At 65.8% G+C, this 25,986-nt stretch carries 18 protein-coding genes; 10 read left to right on the plus strand and 8 right to left on the minus strand.

Going from position 1 to position 25,986, the window contains the following annotated elements; translation table 11 throughout:
- Positions 1 to 121 precede the first annotated feature (121 nt).
- Positions 122 to 979 (minus strand): NAD-dependent epimerase/dehydratase family protein, encoded by an 858-nt coding sequence (locus LVY72_RS23695; protein WP_237827362.1) that lies wholly within the window; start codon positions 977 to 979, stop codon positions 122 to 124.
- 31 nt (positions 980 to 1,010) lie between these two features.
- Here LVY72_RS23695 and LVY72_RS23700 point away from each other — a divergent pair, with 31 nt between their 5' ends.
- Both LVY72_RS23700 and LVY72_RS23705 read left to right on the plus strand, forming a co-directional pair.
- Complete coding sequence (locus LVY72_RS23700) at positions 1,011 to 1,502, plus strand: DUF6036 family nucleotidyltransferase (protein WP_237827363.1); 492 nt, start codon at positions 1,011 to 1,013, stop codon at positions 1,500 to 1,502.
- 136 nt (positions 1,503 to 1,638) lie between these two features.
- Positions 1,639 to 1,965, plus strand: a complete 327-nt coding sequence (locus LVY72_RS23705; RefSeq protein ID WP_237827364.1) for a hypothetical protein — start codon at positions 1,639 to 1,641, stop codon at positions 1,963 to 1,965.
- A 195-nt stretch (positions 1,966 to 2,160) separates the two neighbouring features.
- Here the strand turns inward: LVY72_RS23705 and LVY72_RS23710 are convergent, their stop codons facing one another.
- On the minus strand, positions 2,161 to 3,390 hold the full coding sequence (locus LVY72_RS23710; protein WP_237827365.1) for a CHAD domain-containing protein: 1,230 nt from the start codon (positions 3,388 to 3,390) through the stop codon (positions 2,161 to 2,163).
- Positions 3,390 to 5,297 carry an ABC transporter ATP-binding protein gene (locus LVY72_RS23715; RefSeq protein WP_237827366.1) on the minus strand — a complete coding sequence of 636 codons (1,908 nt, stop codon included), beginning with the start codon at positions 5,295 to 5,297 and terminating at the stop codon, positions 3,390 to 3,392. The genes LVY72_RS23710 and LVY72_RS23715 overlap by 1 nt, the downstream gene beginning before the upstream one ends.
- A 657-nt stretch (positions 5,298 to 5,954) precedes the next feature.
- Between LVY72_RS23715 and LVY72_RS23720 the strand changes: the two genes are divergently transcribed.
- Positions 5,955 to 6,287 carry a hypothetical protein gene (locus LVY72_RS23720; protein ID WP_237827368.1) on the plus strand — a complete coding sequence of 111 codons (333 nt, stop codon included), beginning with the start codon at positions 5,955 to 5,957 and terminating at the stop codon, positions 6,285 to 6,287.
- A gap of 214 nt (positions 6,288 to 6,501) precedes the next feature.
- A complete protein-coding gene (locus LVY72_RS23725; RefSeq protein WP_237827369.1) occupies positions 6,502 to 6,846 on the plus strand; it encodes a hypothetical protein in 345 nt (114 codons plus the stop codon).
- Between the two features lie 778 nt (positions 6,847 to 7,624).
- Here the strand turns inward: LVY72_RS23725 and LVY72_RS23730 are convergent.
- The 3 genes from LVY72_RS23730 to LVY72_RS23740 all read right to left on the minus strand — a co-directional run bounded on the left by LVY72_RS23730 (position 7,625) and on the right by LVY72_RS23740 (position 12,474).
- Entirely contained in the window at positions 7,625 to 8,674 is a 1,050-nt protein-coding gene (locus tag LVY72_RS23730) for a zinc-binding dehydrogenase (protein ID WP_237827371.1), read from the minus strand.
- A 150-nt stretch (positions 8,675 to 8,824) separates the two neighbouring features.
- A complete protein-coding gene (locus tag LVY72_RS23735) occupies positions 8,825 to 9,124 on the minus strand; it encodes a hypothetical protein (RefSeq protein WP_237827373.1) in 300 nt (99 codons plus the stop codon).
- A gap of 128 nt (positions 9,125 to 9,252) precedes the next feature.
- A complete protein-coding gene (locus tag LVY72_RS23740; RefSeq protein WP_237827376.1) occupies positions 9,253 to 12,474 on the minus strand; it encodes a bifunctional cytochrome P450/NADPH--P450 reductase in 3,222 nt (1,073 codons plus the stop codon).
- Between the two features lie 225 nt (positions 12,475 to 12,699).
- Between LVY72_RS23740 and LVY72_RS23745 the strand changes: the two genes are divergently transcribed.
- From LVY72_RS23745 to LVY72_RS23755, 3 genes are all read left to right on the plus strand, one after another.
- The gene (locus LVY72_RS23745) at positions 12,700 to 13,317 is read left to right on the plus strand and encodes a TetR/AcrR family transcriptional regulator (RefSeq protein ID WP_237827378.1); all 618 of its coding nucleotides are present in this window, start codon (positions 12,700 to 12,702) and stop codon (positions 13,315 to 13,317) included.
- A gap of 1,599 nt (positions 13,318 to 14,916) precedes the next feature.
- Positions 14,917 to 18,003 carry a Pls/PosA family non-ribosomal peptide synthetase gene (locus LVY72_RS23750; protein ID WP_237827380.1) on the plus strand — a complete coding sequence of 1,029 codons (3,087 nt, stop codon included), beginning with the start codon at positions 14,917 to 14,919 and terminating at the stop codon, positions 18,001 to 18,003.
- Positions 18,004 to 19,153: 1,150 nt separating this feature from the next.
- Positions 19,154 to 19,624, plus strand: coding sequence for a hypothetical protein (locus LVY72_RS23755; RefSeq protein WP_237827382.1), 471 nt, complete (start codon positions 19,154 to 19,156; stop codon positions 19,622 to 19,624).
- Positions 19,625 to 20,017: 393 nt separating this feature from the next.
- Here LVY72_RS23755 and LVY72_RS23760 read toward each other — a convergent pair whose 3' ends face one another.
- The gene (locus LVY72_RS23760) at positions 20,018 to 20,413 is read right to left on the minus strand and encodes a (R)-mandelonitrile lyase (RefSeq protein ID WP_237827384.1); all 396 of its coding nucleotides are present in this window, start codon (positions 20,411 to 20,413) and stop codon (positions 20,018 to 20,020) included.
- Between the two features lie 222 nt (positions 20,414 to 20,635).
- Here LVY72_RS23760 and LVY72_RS23765 point away from each other — a divergent pair, with 222 nt between their 5' ends.
- On the plus strand, positions 20,636 to 21,490 hold the full coding sequence (locus LVY72_RS23765; RefSeq protein WP_237827386.1) for an aldo/keto reductase: 855 nt from the start codon (positions 20,636 to 20,638) through the stop codon (positions 21,488 to 21,490).
- 21 nt (positions 21,491 to 21,511) lie between these two features.
- Here the strand turns inward: LVY72_RS23765 and LVY72_RS23770 are convergent, their stop codons facing one another.
- Positions 21,512 to 21,733 (minus strand): hypothetical protein, encoded by a 222-nt coding sequence (locus LVY72_RS23770; protein ID WP_237827388.1) that lies wholly within the window; start codon positions 21,731 to 21,733, stop codon positions 21,512 to 21,514.
- Positions 21,734 to 21,940: 207 nt separating this feature from the next.
- Between LVY72_RS23770 and LVY72_RS23775 the strand changes: the two genes are divergently transcribed.
- Positions 21,941 to 23,698 (plus strand): thiamine pyrophosphate-binding protein, encoded by a 1,758-nt coding sequence (locus LVY72_RS23775; protein ID WP_237827390.1) that lies wholly within the window; start codon positions 21,941 to 21,943, stop codon positions 23,696 to 23,698.
- 560 nt (positions 23,699 to 24,258) lie between these two features.
- The gene (gene hpaE, locus LVY72_RS23780; protein WP_237827392.1) at positions 24,259 to 25,764 is read left to right on the plus strand and encodes a 5-carboxymethyl-2-hydroxymuconate semialdehyde dehydrogenase; all 1,506 of its coding nucleotides are present in this window, start codon (positions 24,259 to 24,261) and stop codon (positions 25,762 to 25,764) included.
- Positions 25,765 to 25,986 lie beyond the last annotated feature (222 nt).

The following is a 25,986-nucleotide window of genomic DNA, read 5'->3' on the forward strand; positions in this document are numbered from 1 at the left end:
TGCTCCTGCCCAAGGTAGCCTGAGCACAACCGCACAAATTGCACCCACCGATTGAGGCCGCCCGGTTGTAAAGACGCTATTAGCTCATTTCTCGGGGACGAGACCGCAGTCGAGGCCTGTCTCAGGGATGCCGGGTGCCTATGCCGGCCAGTACGGCTTGGTAGCCCTCGCGGTAGCTTGGGTAGGTGAAGCGGAAGCCGGTGGCCTGAAGCGCGGCACTGGAGCACCGTTTGTCCCCGCCCCGGGCCAAGGGGATATGGCCGGTTGCTGGTTCCCCCAGGCTCAGTTCGTTGGCCAGGAACCGCAACACCTCGCCCAGTTCGGCTGGTTCTTTGTCTACACCCAGATATACCGCGTCCGGCTCCGGCGCCATGGTGGTCAGGTGGACGATGGCGGCGGCGGCGTCGTCGCGGTGGATGCGGTTGGTGTGGCGGGGCTGGTCGGGAATCACGGCGCGGCCGCTTTTGACCTGGTCAATCAGCCTGGTCCTGCCCGGCCCGTAGATGCCGCCCAGGCGCAGGGACGTGACGGACGTTGCCGTCCCGGCGAGTCTGCGGAACAGCAGGGCCTCGGCCTCGAGCAGGATCTCCCCGGTGAAGTACCCGGGAATCTCGGGGGTCGACTCATCCACGGTGCGGCCGCCGGCATCACCGTAGACGGCGGTGGAGGACACGAAGAGCACGCGGCGGGGACTTACTGCGTCGCGTTCCAAGGCATTGAGTACATTGGCGAGACCGTCGACATAGGCCGAGCGGTAGGCGGATGGATTGTGGGCGTCTGCTGCCACGGCGATGATGACGGTATGGACATCACGGGGAATGGCAGGGAGCGCGCCGGCAAGATCTGCGGCCACGCCCTCGATCCGGTCCGGCAGTTTGCCGGGGGAGCGGCGCCACCCAATGACGTGGTGGCCGTCGCGGGCGAGCCTCAGTCCTGTTTCGGTGCCAACGTCGCCGCACCCCGCAATCAAAACGCTCATGGGTTTTATTCTGACAGCCGGGCCGAGACGTATGAGCCTGCGCGGGCGCGACCTGACCGCCGATGACGTCCGGGAGCTGCTGAAGGAGCTGGCCCGCCGGCTGGACAGGCGCGGCACCGCCGCCACAGTCTATCTGGTCGGCGGTGCCGCCATCGCCCTGGAATACGATGCCAGGCGTGCCACGGACGATGTGGACGCGCTCTTCACTCCCGAGCAGACCGTCGCCGAAGTGGCAGCGGAGATGTCCGCGGATCTGGACCTGAACCCGAAGCGGCTGAACAACGCCACGCTGGCGTTTATCCCCAACGGCCCGGACACCGAAGCGCCCACCGTTCAGGTGGCGGAGAACCTGGCCCTGACGGTGGCCTCGCCGCGATACCTGCTGGCCATGAAGCTGGCGGCTGGCCGCGACCGGGACATTCCCGACATCGCCGTTCTCTGTCAGGCCCTGGGGAATAAACCGCCGACGAGGCCGCGGAGCGAGACGTGTCCAACTGCTTTGGCTGCCGGTTTGAAGCTGTAGTGGTGGAAGGCCTTGGGGTCAAAGGCTCGGCCGAAGGTGGCCTCCGGGCGCCGCTTGTTCTTCTCCGGACACAGTCCGGCGTCCGGATCAACTGCAGGACACGTCAGCCGTCTTGCAGGTGTAAATACCGGTGTCCATGCCTTCTCTGGGTAATGATGGAGACACCATTCACAGCGTCGTGGGGGAGACCATGGACATCGGCACCTTGGAGGAACACGCAGCGTCAGTCGGATCGATGATCGCAGACCTTGATGCGCCCGGCGGCTACGGCCGGGACGCGCTCGAGGCTGTGCATCACCAGACCGAGCTGCTGGCCAAAAGGCTTCTGGCCGCCGGGGAGGGCACCCCAGCGCTCAAAAAGGAAATCTTCGGCTGGGTCCTTCGGCTCCGGAACGAGCGCGCCCGGCCGACATCGTCCGCCCTCAAAGGCGGGACGCCGGCCATGGGCCAGAGACGCCGGTAGCCTGGCCGGTCCCTGCTGGTGTAACGGCAGCACCACGGCCTTTGGAGCCGTGAGACGAGGTTCCAATCCTCGGCGGGGAGCTATTCGCCTCATGCCCTACACATGCGTGGCATGAAGAAGGTTCTGTCGATGATCGCCCTGCCGGCCGCCCTGGCCCCCACCGCCTGCGCACCCGTCTACCCCGGACCGGCAAGGTCATGGGCATGGAGCTATGTGCCTTCCTACCCGCTGACGACCACAACCATCGTCACCAACGCCCCGATCACCCAGATCATGCTGGTGCCTGACCAGCGGCTGGTGACCGTCGAGCTCCCCGGCGGGGAGGACTACAGACTCAATTTCGGTGGCAGTGATCGAGGAGGCCCTGGAAGGTGTGACCTTCGGACACTTCTGGTGCGTTTCAGCTCCCGCTCCCGGTCCGCGCGGCGCGGCTGATGTCCCGGGGTCGTACTGGAGGGAGGCGGCGTTGGGCAGCCAGGCCGCCTCGTCGTAGAGGCCGCGTAGCCGGCGCGGAAGCTTCTCCAGAACACGGTCGGTGCGGACATGCTCCAGAGCGTCCACCAGGTAGTACGTGCTGGTCGGATGACCTTTGACCGACGCGGCGGAACCGAGCTCCTGCAGCAGTGGGCGGGTCACGATCGCGTCCTGATAGTCGCCGAGCAGGTCCTGGAGCTTCTTGGCCTGCCGGCCCAGCCGCCGGGCGGGTTTGCCGACGACGGGGGTGGCGACGTCGATCACGTAGCGGAGTTGCTTGTCGGCCTTGCGGGCCTCGTGCAGCGCCTGATCCCGCTCCGTTCCCGCCGGCAGCGCCTGGGCGGCCACGAGGTGACGGTCGAGCGTGCGCAGCGCCTTGGCGATGCTCTTTGGCAGCTCCTCCGCCGCGGGCCGCGCCGCGCGCTCGGTGAAGGGCGGGTCGGCCGGGAGCCAGTCCAGCTCCTGACGGAGCGCGGCGTAGCGATCGCTGTCGAGCGTGGCTTGGGTGGTCTGGCTGCTCCTGACGGCGAGCTGGTCCAGCTGGGGCCGGGCGTCGTCGACCACCGGGCCAACGATCAACTCCGACGGCAGGGCGTCGTGCTGTCGTTTCAGCTCTTTGAGAGTCGTCTGGGTGTCGTTCTCCTCGCCAAGCTGGCGGCCCAGCCAGGCCAGCTCGGCGCACACCGGCCGGGTGGCCTGCCGATCGAGGATGCGGGAGAAGCCGCGAAGGGTGGAACGTAGCTGGCGGATGGCGACCCGCATCCTGGTGACCCCCTTCGGGTCGCCGACACGCACCTGGCGCTCGGCCTCCCGAAGCGCCCCGGTCCCGGCACGGAGGGCCTGCAGCACCACCTCGCCGGCCGTGGGCGGGGACGCGGTCGTCGTCTGGTTCTTCGACGACGTGGTGCGGCGGATGGACGGCTCTCGGGTGTTCGTCGCGGTGGTGGTCATTAGAGGGCTCCGATGGTGGTGAGGCGGGTGCCGTCGGCGGAAGGCTCGGCCGGAGCGGTCTCGGGCAGCTCGGTGTCCAGGACGCCACCCTGGCGCAGGTACACGGTGCGGGTGGCCAGCGCAGTGACCGCGGGCCGATGCGTCGTCGCGATGATCGTGCGACCTTCGACGAGCCGGCCCAGCGCCTTGACCACCAGTTCCTCGGCGTGAACGTCCAGGCCGGCGGTGGGTTCGTCGAGGAGCACGACGGGGGCGTCGACGAGCAGTGCGCGGGCGATGCCGACGCGTTGGCGCTGCCCGCCGGACAGGCCGGTCCCGCCGGTACCGACGGTGGTGTCGAGTCCGTCGGGGAGGTCATCGGCGAACTCGCAGACCAGGGCCGCCTCGGCGGCGGCAGCCACCTCGGCGTCCGTGGCGTCGGGGCGGCCGTAACGGATGTTGTCGACCAGTGTGCCGGAGAACAGAAAGGTGTCCTGCAGCACCATGGCCACCTGCTGATGCAGCCAGTGCTCCGGGACGTCGGGGACCGAGTGCCCGTCGAGCAGGACCTGGCCCGTGGTGGGACGGTAGAGGCCGCCGATCACGGACAGGAGGGTCGACTTGCCGGCGCCGTTGTCACCGAGCAGGGCGATCCGCTCGCCAGGGGTGACGGTCAGGTCGACGTCGGTGAATACCGGGCCGCGGCCGGTGCCGTAGTCCAGCATGACCTTGCGCAGCTCGATGCGGCCGTCGACGCGGGCCGGCAGCGGCTCGTCGGTGCCCTGGTGGTCGGTGGGCTGGTCGAGGATATCGGCGATCCGTTGGGCGGAGGCGGCGCCCTGGGTGAAGCTAGGTGCCAGCTTGGCCAGAGACTTCATCGGCAAGAGCATGCTCTTGAGATAGCTGGTGACGACCACCAGCACCCCGACCTGCCACCAGCCGTTCAGAGCTCCGTAACCGCCGACGAACAGCACCAGCGCGGTGCCCATGGCGGCGACCAGCTGCAGGGCGGGGGAGAACTTGGCGCTGACCTTGACCGAGCGCAGCGACAGGCTGAGCACGTTGTCGTTCTGCGTGGCGAACCGCTGGTCCTGCACCCGCTGGTTGCCGAACGCGTGGACAGTCCGGATGCCCATCAGTGACTCGGTGACGAGCCCGGTCAGGTCGCCGGTGGCGGAGCGCTTGCGACGGGCGTACTGCCGGGTCAGGCCGGCGAAATGATTGGCGGTCAGGAACACCAGCGGAGCGACGACGAGCCCGATCAGTCCCAGGCGCCAGTCCACCGTGACCATCACGGCGGCGGTACCGGCCAGGGTGAGCACGGACGGGACGAGGTCGGTTGCCACATCCCGCAGGGTCGATTCCACCGTTGACGTGTCGGAGACGACCCGACTGGTCAGCTCCCCGACGGTCTGCCGGTCGTGGAAGGCCATCGGCAGCCGCTGGGTGTAGGCGAACACATCCGCGCGGATGCGCGAGGTGATCCGCTGGCCGGACCCGTTCATGTACATGTCGCCCAGGTAGGAGAACATCCCCGCGGCAGCGGTGATCACCAGCACGGCGCTCGCTGCGACCAGCAGCATCGCCATCGACGAACCGCCGAACCACCCGGCAACGGTGTGCAGGATCCCGCTCTGGGCCTGGCCCTTGCCCTGGCCCTTGCCCTGGCCCTTGTCCTGGAGCAGGTCGTTGATGACCAGCGCCAGCGGCCAGGGGGCGGCAAGATTGGCGGCCATTTGCCCGCCGTTCATCAGCACGCCCAGGACCAGCGACTTCCGCTCGGGCCTGCCGTAGTCCTTGAACCGCCATAGCTCGCGCAGAGTGCTGAGATCCCAGCGCGAACGCCGACCGGCGCCGTGTCTTTGGGGTTTGACTGCTTCGATGTCTGCCGGGCTGGATGGCAGGTCGTCCGTGGAGTGTACGGTCATGGGTTGCTCCTCTGTACAGGGCGGTATGGGCAACGGCGCCGACGATGCAGGATGCACCGCAGAAACATACGTCGTATGGAAGTGCAACCATACAGTGTATGGAAGGTGGGTCGCAATACCGACGCCTGTAGTCGAAGCAATTTTCATACACTGTATGAATCGGATGCCGTCCCCGCTTGGAAAGACGAAGAGTCAACCACCGCCAGCGCGACGGTCAGTCTCGAGCGAAGTCCGGTCCGACCGGACGGGCTATAGGAAACGCTGCCTCCTTTACGTAGATCGCCGACGCGGTTCATGAGACGCAGCGCATCAATTCCCTACACTTCCGCAGAGGTTCACCACCACGTGCTGCATCCGACGGGCGCCGATAAGCCAGAATGGTTGCAACAAGCAACAAATCCAGCCTTATCCGCAGAGGATCGCTTATGCGAGTTGAGTCGGCCTGGGGCGCGGTGCCGGGATGCTGCCCGAGACGTTGCGGTGTACGAGATTCAGCAGGACAACCATTTCGTGGCCAACCCGGTCCCGTCGGCGGAAGGCGCAGACTCGCGCCGCGTTGGTCCGCGCAGCACAGTCCTTCCTGGCTCACGGACAGACCAACACGCCGGTGCCGGAGATCACTCAGGCCGCGGACGTTGGGATCGGTTCGAGCATGTCATGGACCTCCTCGGCGCGCAGAAAGGACTGACGCGTGTCCGGCGTGACATCGAGGCCGGCATCGAATCCGGTCGGTTCACCATGAAAGACGTCGACGTCGCCGTGGAGTGCGCCGTCGGGGCGGCAACCTTTCTCTCACGGCTCATCCATACCGAACCGGACCGCGACGACGCCGAGACGGCGGATCAGACGACCGAGGGACTGCTGCGAATGCTGGGGGTGTCTGCCAGCGAAGTGCGTGCAATTTGTCGCAGTCCACTGCCCGAACTCCATACTGCCGGGCTGCGCGGTGCCGTCGACGAGGTGACAGCGAACGGAGACCCCGCCCGCTGAATTGTCTGACTACGGGATGCCGACGTAGAACGACCGTCGCCACACTAATCGCGCTCTGGAACCTCTGGCGCTTTCCGAGTTCTTGGAGGCCGTCTGCAAATTCGCAATTGTGAATTAAGAGTTCGGTGAAGTCAAACCCGCCCATTTCTTTACTGTCTGCAAATATGTTCTTATCGAAGGTGCAGTTGATGAACGACAAGGATTTGGGCCGCTGATGCGTGGCGAAGTTAAAGCTACTGTCTTCAAGTCGGCAATCTTTGAAGGTGAGGGACAGGGCATCGCTGCTTTGTTCGACATTTTCAAATTTTGTTCCGTTGAAAGTGAATCGGTTGAAGTCGATTCGACCGCGACCACTGCCGTTTTCGTCGATACTGTATCTGATGCTGCCGCCCTGAAACACGGAGTCCTGGAAGAGAAGATTGCTCATGTCCAACTGCAGATCGGTCAGGTCGACGCTGCCGGCGGTCGTGAACCGCCTGATCATGTTGCCGATGGCATAGTCTCCACGGTCCTCGGCACGAACGCCTCGGAGGTCCAACTGTGCGCTATTGACGTATAGGTCGGAAAAGTCGGATGGAGGACGACAGGCCATGTTGATGCGCAGCCCCAGTACCGCCCCTCCGCGAGCCCTGCCTTTAAGCGGCGGAGGATGGTCGCAGTAATGAGAGAGCCTGCATCCGAAAGATTATCTTTGCCGTTCTTCGCGAGTCTTAAAAAATCAGTCAAAAGAATTACACAGTTTAGCCGCTCAACTTCGTTGCGCTGCGCAAACCATTCATCGGTCAGAGACTCGATTGAATGGACGCCAGTAATGGCAAGGGGGATTATTTTACTTCACAGCTGGGTATCATGCTGCCGTTGCTGCAGTTCCAAAGGCTGTTAGTGATCGAGAGATCATCTTCTGTCGCTCTTTGACGCCGGTAGGTGAGTAGGAACGCCGGACTGTTGATCAGCCGTCAGCGTCGGTGGATAGTCCAGGGGTGTCAGACTCTGCGTGGTGTAGGCGGCGAAGACGTAGGATAGCGCCGAGGCCAAGGCAAGAGAGGCGAGAAACCCGAGTAGGACCAGCCCCATAGGCTGACTTTTTTCTTCGGAACAGCCGTCGGTGACTGGTGACGTTTCCTAGACATGGCATCCTCGATTGTCTCGAATGTTGAGTGGGCACAAGGTAAATATGTGCGCTGAACAAGGTTCGTTGCTGCCTCAGTGACGCTTATGTGGGTCAGAAGGCCTGGGATGAAACTGACAGTCCACGAGAGACCGGCGCCTGCGCCCCCTCAAGTACCGGCGCCCACTCGCTCTTGCCGATGTGGTCTTGATGAACTTCTGTTCAGGTGTCAGGGCACCAGGATGAGGCGGATCGGGTCGCCGATCTTGTTCGCCAACCGGTTCACCGCGTCGGCGGCCTCGGCGAGCGGGAAGTGGTCGGTGATCGAGGGGGCGAGGTCTAGACGGCCGACCTCGACCAGCCGGACCAGTTCGCTGACGGACTCGGGGGTGCCGCCGTAGTGGCCGCGCACCTGCTTGCCGAGATAGTTGAAGGTCAGGCCCTCGGTGATGGTGAGGGGCCTGGGGCTGATGCCGACGAGGATGAGGGCGCCGTTGAGGCCGAGTACGGAGGCGGCCTGCTCTCGGACGGCGGGCACGCCGGCGCAGTCGAAGGCGAAGTCCAGGCCTCGTCCACCCGTAGCCGTGCGGATGTGGTCGGCGAAGTCGTCGGCGGCGGGGTCCAGGGCGAAGTCCGCACCGAAGGCCAGGGCACGCTCGCGGGCGCTGGGCAGCGGGTCGACGGCGATGACCGGCGCGGCGCCGGCCATGCGGGCGACGCGGACGTTGTGGGCGCCGACTCCGCCGACGCCCCAGATGCCGACGGACTGTGCGGGGCGCACCCCGGCGGTGGCAACGACGGCGGCGTATGGGGTGGAAACCGCGTCGGGGATGATCGCTGCCTGATCGAAGGGGAGGTTGTCGGGGATGGGGATGAGCGAGTCTTCGCGGGCGAGGGTGTACTGGGCCCAGCCGCCGTCGTAGTCGATGCCGGCGGTGAGCATCTGGGTACAGGGGCGGCGGCGTACGCAGCCAGCGCACTGGCCGCAGGTCTTGCCGGCCTCAAGGGTAACGCGGGTGCCGGTGGTCAGGCCGCGCTTGAGGCCGGGGCCGAGGGTGTGGATCACGCCGGCAACCTCGTGGCCGACGGTGACCGTGTCGGAGGCGGCGAACAGCGGGACGAGGGAGCCGCCGAGCAGGTGGACGTCCGACAGGCAGACACCTGCGGCCTTTACCTCGATCAGGACTTCCCCCGGACCCGGAACGGGGACGGGGGCCTCCTCCACGGCGAATTTCCTGCTGTCCAGGTGGAAGCGTCCGGCAAGCATGGTGTGCTGCATGGTGGTGAGCTTTCTGTGAGCCGCATATGCCGGCGGTTGGAGCCGCCGGGTGCGGTGTGGTGTTTCGTGGGTGGGTGGCGGCAGCTTGCGGAGGCCTGCGACAGACCTGCTTCGGTGCCGTTCTGGTGCTGCGGTGCGCGCTTTTCGATTTCAGTCCGGGTCGGTTTCGTAGTACCAGCCGGCCCATGGTGTATGGGTCAGTACCCCGGCCTGTTGGTGCTCAACGTGGGCAGGCGGATGCTGCGGTGGCGGACACGCCGATGCGACGGTGTCGCCGGCGGGTGCCGCGGTGCATCCTTGAATGGCTGCGGCCCGGGCGGCTGCTTGGCCGGCCTGCCTGCGCAGGCATTTGAAGGTCAGGCCCTGGCTGGTGGTCAGGGGCCTGCGGCTGATGCCGGGCAGGATGGCGGGCTTCTTGCTGAGGCGGCGTCCGATGGGCATGGGGTGCATGGGGGTCTGCTTTCTGGGAGTGTGTTTGCCGGCGGTCCGCGCCGGTGTGGTGTTGTGGTTTGTGGGTGGGTGGTGGCCGGGAGGGTGCGGGGTGTCGGGACCGCCGTACCCTCCCGGCGTCCGGGAGATCAGGCGAAGACGTCCTGCTGGTAGCGCCCGTCGGCCTCGAGCCGGGCGAGCCACTGCCGGGCGGCCTCGCCGTCGCTGCCGGTCCGCTCGCGGCAGATCGCCGCGAGGGTCTCGCGCACGGCGGGCGCCATGCGGCGGCCGTCGCCGCAGACGTAGATGTACGCGCCGTCTTCGATGGCGTGCCATACCGCGTCGGCGGCATTGGCGATTGCGTGCTGGACGTACCGGGCCGGGTGGCCGGACACCGCGGAGTAGGCGGTATGCACCTGGGCGATTCCGGCTTGTTCCCAGTCCTGCATCTCCTGCCGGTAGAAGTAGTCGTGCTCCGGGTGCCGGCAGCCGACGAAGACCTGCGACAGGCCCACCTCGGTGCCGCTCCGATGCTGGCAGGCGCGCTCTTCGAGGAAGCCGCGCAGTGGCGCGATGCCGGTGCCGGGTCCGATGAGGATCAGCGGCGTGGTGGGGTCGGCCGGCGGGGCGAAGGTCGGGGAGGGCCTGCGCACATAGCCGTAGATAACGTCCCCCGGCTCAAGGCCGCCGATGTAGGACGAGCAGGTGCCGCGGTACTGGCCGTCCCCGGACCGGGCCGGGCCTTCCAGCAGGCCCACGGTTAGGCGCACGTGGCGGGGGCTGGCCAGCGGGGCCGAGGAGATGGAGTAGAACCGCGGGCGGATCGGGCCCATCATGTCCAGGAAGACCGCAAGCGGCAGTTCGACCGCCGGGAAGCGCTCGAGCAGGCCCAGCACGGAGACTCGTTTGCCCAGGATTTCGGTCTGGTAGCGCTCCTCGGCTTCGGCGGTGCCGGCCGTGTAGGCCTGCAGTTGCGGGCGGGTCCACGGGCACCGGGTGTGTTCGGCCAGCGTCTGGATCTGGGGGCGGCTGGCCACGTCCTGCAGCTCCAGGAAATCGGTCAGCAGCAGTCCTGCGGTCACGGGGGTGCCTACCGGGAGGTGGGTGCGGCCGCCGTCGGCCTGGTCCAGGCGCAGGACCTGGTCGCGGGCGATGCCGAGCCGCGCGAGGGCGCGGTTCACCAAGGCCGGCTCATTCTTGGCGAAAACGGCCAGATGGTTGCCGGTTTCGTAGGTGACATTCTCCGGCAGTTCGATGGTGATGGACTTTGCCGACGGGCGCGGCGGCTCGAGGCTGAGGTCCCACAGGCCGGTCGCGTCGGCCACGAGTTCCTCGTTGGCCACTACCGTGAGAGGGTAGGCCTGCGCGGAGACGATCGCGGGCCGCAGGTCCGCCTCGGTGAGCAGCTGCACCTGGAAGCGCGGGCCGGCCGCCTCGGAGGTGTCGGCAGCGTACTCCTCGGCCAGGACGGCCCACAGGGTCTCCATCCAGCGGGTGGCCAAGCCGTCGAAGTCACCGGCGGCATCCGCGGTGCCGCGCTCGATGACGGGGGTGGCGCCGGCGGCCAGAAGGCCTTGCTCGATCCGTTTGGGGAAGGCCTGGTAGGTGGCCACCCACTGGGTGTTGCCGGCACCGAGTAGGGCGAACCGCACGTTGTCCAGCGAGCCCTCCGGGAGCCCGGCGGCGAGCAGGTCGTCGAAACGCTGCGCATTGTCCGGGGCCTTGCCGTTGTAGCTGGAGGCCACCACGACAAGCAGGCCCTCGGTGGGCAGGTTGTCGCCCAGCTCGTCCAGGCCGACCACCGTGGTGCCGAAGCCGGAGCGCTCACCGCGGTCGGCGATGGTGCGTGCCAGGTCCTCGCACGAGCCGAGGCTGGAGCCGTAGGCGATGGTCAGGCTCACGCCGACACCGCTGACGGCGGCCTGCGCCCGTGTGTCGTCGGTCTGGACGTCCGCCGCGCCGAACATGGTCCGCTCGTGCTCCCGGCGGGACCGCACTTTCAGTTCGAAGCCGGCGGGCTTGCGCGTCAGCGCCTCCTTGACGTCCATCTTGTAGTCGTTGGTGTCGGCGAACTTGAACTTCTGCAGTACCAGCGCGAGGGCCAGGCGGGCCTCGGTGAGCGCGAACTGCCGGCCGATGCATGCACGCATGCCGTTGCCGAACGGCTTGTAGGCGTGCGGGTGGTGGTTGACGCGGTTCTCCGGCAGCCACCGGTCGATGTCGAACTCCTCGGGCCGGTCCCATGCCTTGGGGTGGGTGTGCAGCGGGCCCTCGAGGATGTTGACCCGCGCTCCCTTCTCCAGCTCGTAGCAGCCGCCGATGACGGTGTCCTCCAGCGGGGACTTGCCGATCATCGGGATGGGAGCCCACAGGCGCAGGGTCTCCTCGAGGATGCGCGGGATCACGTCCATCTGCATGATCGTGTCGTAGTCCGGGACCGTGTCGCCCGGCAGCAGCCGGTCCACCTCGGCATATGCCTGGGCCAGCACGTGCGGGTTACGCATCAGCGAGTACGTGGCGAACGACAGCAGACCACTGGTGGTCTCGTGACCGGCGATCAGGAACGTCACCACCTGGTCACGGACGTTGTCGTCGTCCAGCCCCTTGCCGGTTTCCGGGTCGACGGCCTCCAGCATCAGACCCAGCAGGTCATCCCCGACGGTGCCGTTGCCTTCGCGGCGCTCCTTGATCACGCTCTCGACTAGGTCCCGCATCAGCTGGATGTTCGCATGGTACTTCCTGTCATCGGCCTTGCGCATCCTGGTCATCACCGGCAGCTCCTGCGAGCGCCGCAGCGACTCGACCAGCGCCTCCAGCAGCGAATTGAGGAAGGGGTGCAGATCCTCACTGGCGAAGGAGTCGAACCGGTAACCGAACCCCGACAGGGCAATGGTGTCCAGGGTCAACCGGGTGTAGTCATCGGTGATGTTGACCGGCCCGCCTTCCCGGCGCTCCCATTTGCCCACCAGGTTCCGGGCGATCTCCAGCATCTGCCCGTAGTAGCCCTTCATCGCCCGCTGGCTGAAGGCCGGGAGGAGAACCCGGTGCGCCATGCCCCATTCCTCTTCGTGCTGGTGGGCCGTGAACAGGCCTGCTCCCGTGAAGTCCCGGACATGGGCCAGTGGCGTCTTGTCGATCTGTTTGAAGAACCGCGTCTCGTCGCAGACCTCGGCCACTAGGTCCGGGTCCCAGACGAAGACCTGTTCGATGCCGGCGATCTCCATGCGGTAGATCCCCTCGGGGAACTGCGTGGACAGTTCGCCGAAGTACTCCACCGGGTTGGTGCCGGGGATCTGCGGCGTGTGGCCCAAGAGCGGGATCCCGCGCGGGGACCGGATCGGCTGCAGGGTGTTCGTGGACTGGGTGGTCATGGATTGCTCCTCGGGATGGGGTGGGGGATGGGCAATGGCGCCGGCAGTACCGGCCACGCCCATAAAACATACGCCGTATGGAACAAATACCATACGGCGTATGGAAACAAGCCGCAACCCCCGTGCGCCCGGTAGCCGGGACAATTTCCGTACGCTGTACGAATCTGCTACCGTCCGGGTATGGACACGGCGAAACGCCCCGCGCGGGGAACCAGGAAAAGAGAGGTGCCTCTGACCGAGGCCGGGATCTATGCCGCCGCCCTGCGGCTCATCGACGCGGACGGGGTCGAGGCGCTCACCATGCGCAAACTCGCGACCGCGCTCGATGCGAACCCGATGTCGCTGTACCACCACGTATCGAACAAGGACGCCGTCCTGCGCGGCGTGGCGAGAACGGCCGGCACCCGGTTCCGAACCGTGACCTTGGAGGACGCTCCCTGGCAGGAACGCATCCGCCTGCTCGCCACGGATTTCCGGACACTGGCGCACCGCCACCCCAAGCTCATGGGCTATTCGTTCAGCCACCAGGCGGACTTCATCCAACCCGAAGACCCATTCTGGGTCGCGCTCACCGCGATCTTGGAATCCGCAGGGGTACCGCACCCCGAGCTCCCGCAGTACACCGCCCTCGTGGGCGCCGTCATCACCGGTGTCCTCACCGCCGAACTCAACGGCTCGCTCCACCGGTGGCTGAGTCTTAAACCCCCCACTGACGGTGAAGACGGGTCCGCCACTCCAGGCCGTGACGATGACCGCGTCTTCCACCTGACGCTGGACACCGTCATCCTGGGTCTGGAGAGCCGGTTCGCGGCCGATGGTGACGGCCAAGGAGCCGACCATTGATAGTGCAGGTCTAAGGCGTTGTTGCCTGAGAACGCCCGTGGTGGGTTGGCGCTGTATGGTGTCGGTCCCCAGCAGCATCCTGTTCTGCCAGGCCTCGGCTTCCGCGCCGGTGAGCCTGGACGAGTCAGGGCTGGAGCGCGGCCGGGCGGGAACGGCGATTTTGGCTCGCATGTCGCCTTCGTTTTTCCGGGCCGGTTTTTCAAGGGCGGCACTGTAACGTGCTGCGGGACGACGACGCCGCCGCCTGGGTTGCACACGACGTTGCCGCAGGCAATGGTCGGATGGCGCCCAGCCCGTACTTGAAGAGGCCGGGGCGGATACCGTGGGCCAAGACGGGCAGCCCCAGGGCGAGCAGTTCGTCCACGTCCGGGGGTGGAACTGGCCCGCACGGTCCCACAGCCCATACCAAACGCCAATAACGGAAACGTCGACATGGTCGTACTAGAGCAAGTGACCGAAACGCTCATGAGCGCAACGGTCTCGTTCGGCGGCAGCGAGGGCGCCCTCGCCAAGGGCGCGGGAACGGATGAGGGCGCCGGCGGAGGCGCCTGCACATGCGGGTCCCCGGCGAGCGAGGATGGGAACAGGCCGGCATGGCCGAAGGGCCTCCGCTAGGCGGTCATCCCGGTTTTGTCCTTGCCACCGAGGAAAGCCCTTGGATGAAAACCTGGCATGGGCTAAAGCTCTATGCGCCGGATAACCACGCCGTTACCTAAACGGAATCCACTGCCGAAAAGGCAGAAATCCGTCGTCGGCTTCAGTGAAACCCGCTCGAAGAATCCGGCTATCTGGATTGGTTCAACGACAACATCGACCAGCTCGAAAGCGCGCTCAACGCCGCCTAACACGACAGTGTGGGAGGCCGGCCCGTAAGGGCCGCCAAGGGGAAGAATCTACGGCTCCAAATAACGGGGTCCACCGATGCCGCCCGAACTCAACACGTCAGACGTCCGTCCGCCTGATGCCAGACAGGGGACCGTCATTACTTTTTCTGTGGGAACTGCTGGAAATCTACTGCTGCACGGCAACCGAACATAGGCGCCGCTATCGGCACTTTTCGCCTCTGCGCGTCGACCTCACGATCCTCGACGGCAGCAGCCGCGTCCGCCGATACTCTCGACCGGTCTCCAGTTCCGGGACAGGCTCCTACTCCGGTTCGAGGCGGAGCCGGCCGAGCCCAGCCAGGAAAACGACGACGGCGACCATGGCAGCCGGGACGACGAATTGGTGGGCTGGGCGAAAGACGAGCATGCTTCCACAGCAACTTCACAGTTCCGCCATTTGACGGACTTATAGTCGGGTCCGACGGTGGAGATACGACGAGCAAACTTGAAGGAACCCACCGTTTCCATGATCGTGAAGCAGCAAGCCGGACACATGGTGCAATCCGCCGCCGGGTCGGCCGAGCCTTCCCCAAGCCATTCCTCGGGCACAACCCCTCTGGACGAACAGGCAGACATTAGGGCTGACTGCCGGTCTTGGATCATCCTCGTCGTCCCGCTGACCGCCCCGCTCCTCACGATTTGCACCCAAACTTGCAGCTTCATGGGTGCGAAAAACGTTGCTCACTAATCTGGCCTTGCTAAGGAGTTTTGTGCAGTGAAAAAGCTCATCGCCGACCTGCGGGAAGCTCCGCGTTCCACAACTGCGGCCGGGAACGGCTCTCTAGGCCCGCCGGCCACGGGTGCGGCCGTTGCCTTGGAGCGCCGGCTGGCCGATCTTCTCGCATCGGTGGTGGAGAAGGACGACGTCCCCGTGGACGCCAACTTCTTCCAAGACCTGGGCGCGGACTCAATGGTCATGGCGAAGTTCTGCGCCAGGGTGCGCAAGCAACCGGATCTGCCCCATGTGTCCATCAAGGACATCTACCAGAATCCCACGATCTCGGCGCTGGCGGCGGGCCTGGCACCAACGGAAGCGGCACCTGCGACGGCGCAGATGCAGGTCCGGTTGGCAGAGGTGTTGTCCGGTGTGCTCGGCGTGGAGCAGGTACCGATGAACAGCGACTTCTTCAAGGACCTGGGCGCGGACTCAATGGTCATGGCGAAGTTCTGCGCCCGGGTACGCAAGGATCCGGACCTGCCCTCGGTATCGATAAAGGACATCTACCAGAACCCTTCGATCTCGGCGCTGGCCACCGGCCTGGCACCAACGGAGGCGGCACCTGCTACGGCGCAGATGCAGGTCCGGTTGGCAGAGGTGTTGTCCGGTGTGCTCGGCGTGGAGCAGGTACCGATGAACAGCGACTTCTTCAAGGACCTGGGCGCGGACTCAATGGTCATGGCGAAGTTCTGCGCCCGGGTACGCAAGGATCCGGACCTGCCCTCGGTATCCATGAAGGACGTCTACGGAAACCCGAATATCTCCGCCCTCGCTACTGCCTTGGCACCCGCACAGCAGGAGAAGCCACAGGCACCGTCACCGGCCGTGGCATCCGTGCCGGAGACACCGGCGCCGATGGACGCGCGGACGTGGGAGTTCATTGCGTGCGGCGTTTTGCAGACGCTGGTCTATCTTGGCTACTGCGTGGTGGGCGGCCTGGCGACGGTGGTGTGGTACCAGTGGGTGTTCCCCGAAGCGGGGCCGGGCAACCACCAGTGGCTGGAAAACGGCCTGAGCTTCTTTGAGATCTACCTGCGGTCAACGGCCTACGCGGCGGCGGTGTTCGCGGCCATGTGCATCCTGCCCGTGGCTGCGAAGTGGATCATCGTCGGGCGCTTCCGTCCCCGGGAGATCCGCATCTGGAGCCTGGCCTACTTCCGCTTCTGGCTGGTCAAGACCCTGATGCGCACCTCGCCGCTCGTGCTGATGACAGGTTCCCCGGTGATGACCTTTTACCTGCGGGCGATGGGCGCCAAGGTGGGCCGCAACGTCACGATTCTGACCAACCGACTGCCTGTCGCCACGGACCTGCTCACTATCGGCGAGGGGACGGTCATCCGCAAGGACGTGTTCGCCAACGGCTACCGTGCCCACGGAGGCGTCATCCAAATTGGTGCGGTGACGCTGGGCCGCGACGTCACCGTCGGTGAGGGCAGCGTCCTGGATATCGACACGACAATGGGAGACGGCTCGCAGTTGGGCCACCGGTCCACCCTGTACACCGGCCAAGCCGTGCCTGAGGGCGAACGTTGGCACGGTTCTCCCGGCAGGCGTACGGACGTGGATTACAGCAGGGTCGAACGAACCCCCTACCGTCCAGTGCGCCGGGCATTGTTCGCCATGTCCCAGCTCATTACCACGCTCGGACTGGGCCGCATCCTGGTGGGCCAGGCTGTCATCCTGTTCGTTTTGTCGGATCCGAATGTGGCCACGCTGCTGGAGCCGCAGGCCTGGGCGTTCACCAGTTGGGTTTTCTACAGCGACGCACTTCTCTACGCCGGCTTGGGCGTCTTTGGCGGGACGATCGTGGTATTGCTCTTGATCACGACCGTGCCGCGGGTGCTCCAGCTCGCCCTGAAACCGGACACGGTGTACCCGACGTTCGGGTGGCGGTATGCCGCCGAGCGGGCGATGGCGAGGATGACCAACAGCCGGTTTTTGCCATCGTTGTTCGGCGACAGCTCGTACGTCGTGAATTTCGTAGCGGCGATCGGCTACAAGCAGGGCAAGGTCCAGCAGACCGGATCGAACCTAGGCACGATGTTCAAGCACGACAACCCGTTCCTGTCGGAGATCGGCACCGGAAGCATGATCGCCGACGGGGTGTCATTCATGAACACCGAACATTCGCCGACTTCGTTCAAGATGAGCCGGGCGGCGGTCGGCGCGCACAGCTTCCTGGGCAACTTCGTGCTCTACCCGGCCGGCGCAAGGACCGGGGACAACTGCCTGCTCGCAACCAAGGTCATGGTTCCCATCGACGGACCGGTCCGCCAGGACGTGGGCCTGCTCGGTTCACCACCCTTCGAGATCCCGCGCTCGGTCCTGCGGGACGCCCTTCCCAAGGAGCGGGTGAACCGCACGGACTTCCGCCGTGACCTCGCGGCCAAGAACAGGCACAACCTGCGTTCGATGACCCTCTTGATGCTTGTCCGCTGGCTCAACGCGACGGTAGGCCTGCTGGTGGCGTTTGCGGGCCTCGAACTGTCCGACCAATTCGGTTTCCTGGCGATCAGTGCGTCGTTCGTCGCGTTGTTCGTGGTCGAGTTGCTGGTTCAAATCGGCATCGAGCACCTCGTGAGGCGGTTCCGGCCACTCGAGCCCCGGCTCTGCTCCATCTACCATCCCTACTTCTGGTGGCACGAGCGGTACTGGAAGCTGCTCGCCGGGGGCCGGTTCATGCTCATGCTCAACGGGACCCCTTTCAAGCCACTGCTATGGCGTGTGCTGGGCGTGCGGATCGGGTCCAGGGTGTTCGACGACGGCTGCTATATCCCTGAGCGGACACTGGTAACGATCGGCTCCCGCTGCACACTGAACAGCGGCACCCAAATTCAGTCCCATTCCCAGGAGGACGGAATGTTCAAGTCCGATTACGACGTCATCGGCGACGATGTCACGCTCGGCGTCGCCGCACTTGTCCACTATGGCGTAACCGTTGAAGACCGCGTCGTCGTCACCGCCGACTCCTTCGTGATGAAGGGGGAAACCCTCACCCAGGGATCCCTCTGGGGCGGTAACCCGGCCGTAGAGGCCAGCGCCGCCACCACATCCACCGCCGCCATGGAAAGGCCTCTCTCATGACCGTCACCTCGGTTCAAACAATGGTCAGCCCACGCTCGTCCTCCAGGAACAGCGGAAGGAAGACGAATACGTCCACTTGAGAATGGTCGTCGGTCCGGCACCCGCGGAGGTGGGCCGATCGATGCTCGGCCCGGCCGAGTGGTCGGTCGCCGGTGGCACCCGAGAAGCTGGCAGGCTCCGGCTGCATCCATGACGTTGCCCGTTCCCTGGGAGACGGGATCGTCTGCGGGCTTGCTTGCGCTGACGGCGACGTGCACCGGTACTGAGGGCCACGGCCAGCCCGGGCACCTGCAGGAGCTATCCGCGTCCAAGCAGGCCCGGTTGACCAACGAGCGCGCCGCCCGGAGCCGGCAGGACCCCGGCAAGGAATGGGCCGCGGACGGCAGGCACCACACCTGGGCCCAACTGTTTTTTCCTTGGAATACAGGCTGCCGATCGCCCTGGATTCGGGATCTTTCCGGCTGTAACCCGTACCTGAACTGCTTTTAATCGCTCCGGAAATGCCAGCGACCGGAGCCGCTATCGACCCGCGGGCGCGGATATTCGCGTGCGTCGGCCACTCCCACCCACAAGTTTTCTGGTCGATCAACTGGTCGAAAAGTGGACGTCGATTTAGTGACGGGTTGGCAGCTATTGATGAATTACCTCCACTCACGCCAAACTGGGCGGGAGGGCCTGCAGGCCCGCCTGAGGGTTGGGGGAAATCATGAGCACAAAGTGGGGTTTTGTCGCGATCGCGGCTGTCATTTCCGTAATGACAGTGATCTTCGCATGGTTACTGCTGTCGCCTCCCGGCTGATTATTGATCCTCGTAGTTAAGGGCAGTGCCTGTTTATGGCTCACAACTACTGGGATAGCCCGCAGCGGCAAATCAGCGGATGGCTATGAACATAAACTCAGGGGAGGGGAATGGTCTTAGGGACCAAGTAGTCTGCCGGTCTACATCACATGTGGGATGCCGGCTCAGTCGCTCCGCGCATGATGATTGCGCTGCTGGACGACCGGGCCGGAATTCAAGGGCCCCATGGGGTCCTGGTGCTCCGCCCGCCCTGCGGCACGGGGCTATCGTTACCGCCCGTAGGTATGGATTCCTCGCGGCCGGACTGCCGGGCCAGACAACCCATGCCCGCTGATTGATCATCCAGAAGGGATGAAGATCAGCGACGGCGGCCAGATCTACCCTGTCCTCATGAGACCGATCGTTGTCCTGGCAGCCGTTCCGATACTGACCGCAATAATGTCTGGCTGCTCGACTCCAGCCAAGGAAGGCCCCGCTACATCACCGGCAGCGACCGCACCAGCACCGTCGTCCACCGCATCAGGTGTCCTGACCGGCTTCGTGTGCGGTGCCGATGCCAATGGTGTGTGGCGAGGCAAAGCGACGCTACAGAATGTTGGCACCGCGACCAACACCTACACAGTGCAATTTTCCGTGGTCCGCTCGTCGGATTCACGTGTGGTCGGCCAGAAGGAAGTCGAGTTCACGGTTAAACCGGGGGAGACGCTTGATGTCGCCTTCCCGAACATCGTCTCCACCGGCGCTACCGGCCTCGAATGCCGCGCCAGCGTCATCGCTTCCCCGGCATCACCATCCGTCCAGGCTACGCACACCGGCACCTGATCTCTAATAGGCGTCCCCGCCGTTACGAGGCCGGGAAACGTCGTTGGCAGGATCGACTGCCGCTTCCCATCAGGGGACAATGGGGCAGGCGCAGCTCAAGGCCGACCAGTGGACGGGGCCGATGTAGAAGGACCAACTGGTTTGTAAACGTACTGGAGGAGACTGGCCTGGAACCTGCTTGCAGGCCGTGAATCTCCCGGCGACTTGCTTCGTGATCAGCAGCATTTCAGTGGCAGCTCAAGGTGACACGCCCTGATCGGCCAGTGATACGGTGAGCGAGCAGCAGCGACGCAGGATCGCGTGCTGCTCCCTCTCCGGGCGGGCCCTCCCGCGTGGTGCCGGTGCTATGTAGCGTGATTTCATCGGTTAATCCGTGTCAGGCACTGGGCAGGCTCAGGCGTCGTATTCCTCATCGGTGACGTGGTCGAGCCAGGTCACGACCTGGCCGTTCTCATCAGCTTCCTGCATGGCGACGTGCGCCATGAAGCGGTCGGGAGTGGCCCCGTGCCAGTGCTCCTCGCCGGGCTCGATATAGACCACATCACCGGGGCGGATCTCCTGGACCTCCCCGCCCCGGCGGGCGACCAGGCCGATGCCGTCGGTGACGTAGAGCGTCTGGCCGTTGGGATGGTGGTGCCAGGCGGTGCGGGCACCGGGGGCGAACCGGACGTGGGCGCAGCCGATGGCTGACTGCTCGTCGGGGTTGCGGATGCCGTCGATCTGCACGGTTCCGGTGAACCATTCCTTCGGGCCGGCTGCCGTCTGGCCGCCGCTCTTGGTGTACCTCATATTCTGTGTCTTCCTGTCACTTGTTGAACCGGGCCGATACCCGAACATGCCCCGGGAGGGGGACGGATTCGGCACCATTCCAGTAAACGCCGCCCGCCCACGTGGTGGGAGTCCCTGCCAAAAGGTGTACTGGCAGGGGACCCTTAACCGCATAGGACCCGACTTATCCTGACCGTAGGGACAGTCGAGAACAACACACAAGGCAAGGGAGTGCGGAGACCCATGGTTTTGAATGAGACTTATACGCTGTCCAACGGGGTGCCCATCCCCAAGCTGGGCCTGGGCACCTGGTTCATCGACGACGGCAAAGCCGCCCAGGCAGTCACGGAGGCTGTCGCGATCGGGTACCGCAACATCGACACCGCGCAGGCCTACAGGAACGAACGCGGCGTCGGGGAAGGGCTCCGCACCAGCGGCGTCCCGCGCGATGAGCTGTTCGTGTCCACCAAGCTGGCGGCCGAGATCAAGAATTACGACGACGCAGCCGCCGCAATCGACGGGTCGCTGGCCACGCTGGGGCTGGACCACATCGACCTGATGCTGATCCACAGCCCGCAGCCCTGGAACGATTTCCGGGGCGGGGATTACGCCGAGGGCAACCGTGAGGCCTGGCAAGCGCTGGAGGACGCTTACAAGGCAGGCAAGCTCCGCTCCATCGGTGTCTCCAACTTCGAGCAGCAGGATATCGAGAATATCCTCTCCGCCTGCACGGTCGCACCGCAGGTGAACCAGCTGCTCGTCCATGCGGGCAATACCCCGGCCGAGCTGATTGCCTACTGCGAAAGCAGGAACATTCTCGTGGAGGCCTACTCGCCCATCGCCCACGGGGAGATCCTGAAGAACCCGGACGTCGGCGCGATGGCGGAGCGGTACGGGGTGACCGTGCCGCAGCTGTGCATCCGCTATACCCTGCAGCTGGGGACGGTATCACTGCCGAAGACGGCCAACCCCGCGCACATGCGGTCCAATGCCCAGGTCGGCTTCGTCATTTCCGACGAGGACATGGACGCGCTGCGCAGCCTGCAGGCCCGGGACTACGGCAAGCACAGGGTTTTCCCCGTTTTCAGGGGCAAGTGACGCGGTCGACGCGGCACGGTTTCAGCGCCGTGGCTGCCAGACCGGCGCCACGGCGACGACTGCCGTCATGACCACGCCGAGCAGCTGCCCGGTGCGGAAGCCGGTAGGGGCGGCGGTGGGCACACCCAATCCCACGATGGCAAGTGCGCCGCCGGCCTGCCGGCTGGTGGTGAAGACGCCCGAGTTGGTTCCCGCCTGGTGCGGTGCCGCGGTCTCCAGCTGGGCAGCCGTCGTGCGCGGCATGATCCGCGTCCAGCCAGCGGTCCAGCAGTGAGCCTTGCGGCTGCTGCAGACGTCATTAACTAGACACTCTGCATAGTTATTTCGCTTATCAATAGGTCAGGATGTACACGATGGCCATTACATTAGAGACTGATTGCGCAGCGGCCACCACCCGGGGCACACTCCTTGGCGAGACCATGACGTCCCGAGAGCCTGAGGAGTCCCGCCATGACCGCCGTTGCAGACCGCCCCGCGAACGCGTCCGCCACCATCTTCACTACTGAGGCCACCGCCACCGTCCCCCAGGCCGTGGCCCGGGTCGTGCGCGAGCGTGCCACCGTCCTCTTCGGGCTGATGGGCAACGGCAATGCCCACCTGATCAGCGAATTGACCAGCACCGGCTTCCCCTTCGTCACCGTGCGCCACGAGGCAGGCGCCGTGGCCGCGGCGGACGCGTACTTCCGCGCGTCGGGGAAGCCGGCAACGGCCACCGTCACCTACGGCGCCGGGTTCACGAACACCCTCACCGCCCTGTCCGAAGCTGCCATCGCCCGCATCCCGCTGATCCTGATCGTCGGCGACGCTCCCACCGCCGGGCCACGCTTCTTCGACGTGGACCAGGTCGGCATGGCCGCCGCTGCCGGCGTCGAGACGGTGCGCCTGGACGCCCGGGATCCGGCCGCCCAGGTCCGTGACGCCTACGACCGCGCCGCGGCAGAGTCCCGGCCGATCGTCGTCGCTGTCCCGTATGACCTGGTGGAGGTCCCCGTGCAGGCCGCCACCCAGCCTGCGGAAGCACCGCACCCCACGACGCCGGCGGCCGCCGCGCCGGCGGCCGCGGAGCTGGAGCCGTTGGTCGCCGCGCTGCGCGGCGCCGAGCGGCCGCTGATCATTGCCGGCCGCGGCGTGGTCGATTCCGCCGGGGCCCCCGAGGCCCTGCGCCGGCTGGCCGACGGGCTGGGGGCCTTCATCGCCACCTCCGTGATGGCCCGCCAGGTGGCCGGGCCCGAGGGCGACCTGGGCATCGCCGGCGGCTTCGCCCGGCTTGAGCGCGTGGAGATCATGCGCCAGGCCGACGTCGTGCTGGTGGTCGGAGCGGGCATGAATCCGTTCCAGATGCGCTACGGCACCCTCGTGTCCGAGGATGCCACCGTGCTCCAGGTGGACTCCCGCACCGGCCAGCGCCATGAGCGCACGGACCGCTTCCTCGTCGCCGACGCCGGCGCCGCCCTGGCGGCCCTGGCGGCGGCGTTTGGCACCACCCCGCAGGAGAACGGCCGTCCCGACGGCGGTTGGCGTGCCCGCCAGCCCATGCCGGCGGCCCCGCGCATGGAGGACATGGGCGGGGACGGCTCCGTGGAAGACGGGCTGGCCCCGGACGGCCGGCTGAACCCGCGCACGATGGCACTGGCGCTGGAGGGCATCCTGCCCCGCGAGCGGACGTTCGTCCAGGACGGCGGGCACTTCATCGGGTGGGTCCCGCTGATGTGCTCGGTGCCGGATGCGCGTTCCCATCTGTTCGTCGGCACCGCGTTCCAGTCGATCGGGCTGGGCTTCCCCTCGGCCGTGGGCGCCGCGGTGGCCCGTCCCGATCGGACCACCGTGCTGGTGACCGGCGACGGCGGCGGGCTGATGGCCCTGGCCGACTTCGAGAGCTTCGTACGCCAGGCGCGCAGCGGTGTAGTGGTCGTGTTCAATGACGCGGCCTATGGTGCCGAGCTGCACCAGTATGCAGCCCGGGGGCTGGACGAGGCGGCCATGCTCATCGAGGAGGTGGACTTCGCCGCCCTGGGCCGGGCTCTCGGTGCCGAGGGCGTCAAGGCCCGGAGCCTGCAGGACCTGGATGCGCTCAAGGACTGGGTGTCCCGCGGTGCCGCGGGCGTGTTCGTGCTGGACCTGCCCATCTCCCAGGACGTGGTCGCCGAGTACATGGCCGAGTCGATGGCCGGTGCCCGGCCCGCACCGCGTCCGCTGCCGGTGGGCTGAGCTGCAGCACCCCCAACGGACGCGGGGCGTGGGATGCGGCCCCCGGGCGCACGGGACGTGAGCGCGTGACGATGGGGGAGCGTGACGGCCCGGCCCAGCAAGATTGTCCGGCAGATGGAACTGTCCGTGCCCGCCGTGTACCGGCTGGCGCTGTCCATGACCGGGCCGTGTTCCGCCGCCCCGATGGCCGCTGCCGTCGGGGTGGGCGGTTCATCCGCCGTGCCCTGGGGCAATCGGCCGATCCCATGGCACCACGCTGGTAGGTTCCCATCACGCATCGTCGAGGGTGCCAACGGGCTGAGCCTTACCGCCGGAATCAGATGGTCTCCGCCGGCAAGGCGCTGTTCCCGGACATGCTGGCCAATGCCGGTGTTGTAGCGCCGGGGAATGATGACCAGGGCGGGACACTCATGCCAGTCAGTTCCATTGCCCGCATGAACTCTTCCGGGGCGGCTTGACAGCTGCACGTGGTGTCGGTCACCATTGATCGTATACGATTTCAAATATGAAGTTGGTATCGACGCGACCAGCCCCTTGAAAGAGGGGGGAAGGACCTGTTCATGGCCGAGCACTACGTTCCCGAGAACCTGCCCACCCACCTTCAGCACTACATCGACGGCAAGTTCGTCGACTCCATCGGCGGCGAGACCTTCGAGGTCCTGGATCCGGTATCCAACGAGAACTACGCCACGGTTGCCGCCGGCCAGACGGAAGATGTCGACCTCGCCGTCGCCGCGGCCAAGCGTGCTTTCAAGGACGGCCCGTGGGCGAAAATGCTGCCCCGCGAACGCTCGCGCGTGCTGCACAAGATCGCCGACATCGTCGAATCGCGCGACGATGAACTTGCCCTCCTCGAGAGCTTCGATTCAGGCCTGCCGATCAAGCAGGCCAAGGGCCAGGCCCGCCGCGCCGCGGAGAACTTCCGCTTCTTCGCCGACCTGATCGTGGCCCAGCATGACAACGCCTTCAAGGTCCCCGGCCGCCAGATCAACTATGTCAACCGCAAGCCGATCGGCGTCGCCGCCCTCATCACGCCGTGGAACGTCCCCTTCATGCAGGAGTCGTGGAAGCTCGCCCCGGCAATCGCGACCGGCAACACGGTGGTCCTGAAGCCGGCCAGCTACACCCCGCTCTCCGCGTCCCTGTGGCCGGGCATCTTCGAAGAGGCCGGCCTGCCGACGGGCGTCTTCAACCTGGTCTTCGGGTCCGGCGGAGTCGCGGGCGACTACCTCGTGAAGCATCCGGATGTGCCGCTGGTCTCCTTCACCGGTGACAGCTCGACCGGTGCCACCATCGCGACCGCGGCCGCCCCGCAGTTCAAGAGCGTCTCGCTCGAGCTCGGCGGCAAGAGCCCGGCCGTTGTCTTCGCCGACGCCGACGTCGAGGCCGCCCTCGACGCCACCGTCTTCGGTGTGTTCAGCCTGAACGGCGAGCGTTGCACCGCCGGCAGCCGCGTGCTCGTGCAGCGCGACATCTACGACGACTTCGTGGCCCGCTTCGCCGAGCGCGCAAAGAACATCGTGGTGGGCTTGCCGAGCGATCCCGCAACCGAGGTCGGCTCGCTCGTGCACCCGAAGCACTTCGACAAGGTCATGAGCTACATCGAGATCGGCAAGACCGAAGGCCGCCTCCTTGCCGGCGGCGGCCGTGCCGATGGCTTCCCCACGGGCAACTACGTTGCACCGACCGTGTTCGCCGATGTGGCCCCGGATGCGCGGATCTTCCAGGAGGAGATCTTCGGCCCGGTCGTTGCCATTACCCCGTTCGACACTGACGAAGAGGCGCTCGAGCTGGCCAACAACACCAAGTACGGGCTGGCCGCCTATGTCTGGACCTCGGACCTGAAGCGTGCGCACAACTTCGCACACGGCATCGAGTCGGGCATGGTGTGGCTGAACTCGAACAACGTGCGTGACCTGCGCACCCCGTTCGGCGGCGTGAAGGCCTCCGGCCTTGGACGCGAGGGCGGCTACCGCTCGGTCGACTTCTACACCACCCAGCAGTCGGTGCAGATCAGCCTCAACGAGGCCCACACCCCCAAGTTCGGCGTCAGCTCCAGCCGGTAAACCGGCGACGCCTGATTAATTGTCCGGCTTGCTCCGGACGTTAGACCGGCCGGGCGCGGCGTCAGACCTGTCCCGCCAGTGCCGGCCCCCGTGGGAGTGGGCTCGGGGTCTACGAGCCCACTCCCGCACCAATCCCCAAGACTTCAAGGAATTATCATGAGCAACGAGATCCCCAAGCCTTCGGTGCCGGCGCCGGATATCCTGCGCTGCGCGTACATGGAG

It is taken from the genome of Arthrobacter hankyongi, from assembly GCF_022012395.1.
Lineage (GTDB): Bacteria > Actinomycetota > Actinomycetes > Actinomycetales > Micrococcaceae > Crystallibacter > Crystallibacter hankyongi.

Bases quoted from the DNA above. Each gene is read 5' to 3' on its own strand.
- LVY72_RS23730 (WP_237827371.1), bottom strand. From the start codon at position 8,674: ATGCAGCACACCATGCTTGCCGGACGCTTCCACCTGGACAGCAGGAAA.
- LVY72_RS23700 (WP_237827363.1), top strand. From the start codon at position 1,011: ATGAGCCTGCGCGGGCGCGACCTGACCGCCGATGACGTCCGGGAGCTG.
- LVY72_RS23765 (WP_237827386.1), top strand. From the start codon at position 20,636: ATGGTTTTGAATGAGACTTATACGCTGTCCAACGGGGTGCCCATCCCC.
- LVY72_RS23715 (WP_237827366.1), bottom strand. From the start codon at position 5,297: ATGACCGTACACTCCACGGACGACCTGCCATCCAGCCCGGCAGACATC.
- LVY72_RS23705 (WP_237827364.1), top strand. From the start codon at position 1,639: ATGCCTTCTCTGGGTAATGATGGAGACACCATTCACAGCGTCGTGGGG.
- LVY72_RS23695 (WP_237827362.1), bottom strand. From the start codon at position 979: ATGAGCGTTTTGATTGCGGGGTGCGGCGACGTTGGCACCGAAACAGGA.
- LVY72_RS23725 (WP_237827369.1), top strand. From the start codon at position 6,502: ATGCGTGGCGAAGTTAAAGCTACTGTCTTCAAGTCGGCAATCTTTGAA.
- LVY72_RS23740 (WP_237827376.1), bottom strand. From the start codon at position 12,474: ATGACCACCCAGTCCACGAACACCCTGCAGCCGATCCGGTCCCCGCGC.
- LVY72_RS23770 (WP_237827388.1), bottom strand. From the start codon at position 21,733: ATGCCGCGCACGACGGCTGCCCAGCTGGAGACCGCGGCACCGCACCAG.
- LVY72_RS23720 (WP_237827368.1), top strand. From the start codon at position 5,955: ATGGACCTCCTCGGCGCGCAGAAAGGACTGACGCGTGTCCGGCGTGAC.
- LVY72_RS23775 (WP_237827390.1), top strand. From the start codon at position 21,941: ATGACCGCCGTTGCAGACCGCCCCGCGAACGCGTCCGCCACCATCTTC.
- hpaE (WP_237827392.1), top strand. From the start codon at position 24,259: ATGGCCGAGCACTACGTTCCCGAGAACCTGCCCACCCACCTTCAGCAC.
- LVY72_RS23755 (WP_237827382.1), top strand. From the start codon at position 19,154: ATGAAGATCAGCGACGGCGGCCAGATCTACCCTGTCCTCATGAGACCG.
- LVY72_RS23710 (WP_237827365.1), bottom strand. From the start codon at position 3,390: ATGACCACCACCGCGACGAACACCCGAGAGCCGTCCATCCGCCGCACC.
- LVY72_RS23760 (WP_237827384.1), bottom strand. From the start codon at position 20,413: ATGAGGTACACCAAGAGCGGCGGCCAGACGGCAGCCGGCCCGAAGGAA.
- LVY72_RS23735 (WP_237827373.1), bottom strand. From the start codon at position 9,124: ATGCACCCCATGCCCATCGGACGCCGCCTCAGCAAGAAGCCCGCCATC.